Source organism: Psychrobacter sp. 1U2, from assembly GCF_051847575.1.
Genome location: NZ_JBPYDC010001745.1, coordinates 1 through 533, shown reverse-complemented (window position 1 = coordinate 533; position 533 = coordinate 1). Strand labels below are relative to the sequence as shown.

At 49.9% G+C, this 533-nt stretch carries 1 protein-coding gene; it reads left to right on the top strand.

Features of this window, described 5'->3' with window-relative positions; translation table 11 throughout:
- Positions 1 to 533: lytic murein transglycosylase (locus ACS8FD_RS24180; RefSeq protein WP_439277714.1), on the top strand; the 533-nt coding region annotated here is incomplete at both ends.

Sequence of the window (533 nt, the reverse complement as noted above, 5' to 3'; positions counted from 1 at the left end):
GAGTTTTCTAAAATGCCGTGGGAGTATGCAGACTCAGCGGCGTCAGATGGACGCATCGCAACTGGTAAACGTAAATTTGCAGAGCAACGCTCGTATTTATCAAGTTTAGAATCCCGATATGGTGTTAATGCAGAGATTATTGCTGCGATCTGGGGTATGGAGTCCTCGTTTGGTGCAGTCACTGGCAACAGCTATTTACCAAGTGCACTTGCAAGCCTTGCCTATGATGGACGCCGTCAAGAATTCGCTGAGACTCAATTACTGTCACTTATGCAGCTATTACAGCGTGGCGATGTATCTTGGTCTCAACTTGAAGGCTCTTGGGCAGGAGGTATGGGACAGACGCAGTTCATCCCTGATACTTGGGTAAAACATGGTGTCGATGGCGACAGTAACGGTCATCGCAATCCATGGTCAACGGCCGACGCGCTGGCATCAACCGCCAACTACCTGAGCAACTCAGGCTGGGTACGCGGTCTGGCACCATTCTACGAAGTCACCTTGCCAGCATCTTTTGATTACTCTACGGTCAG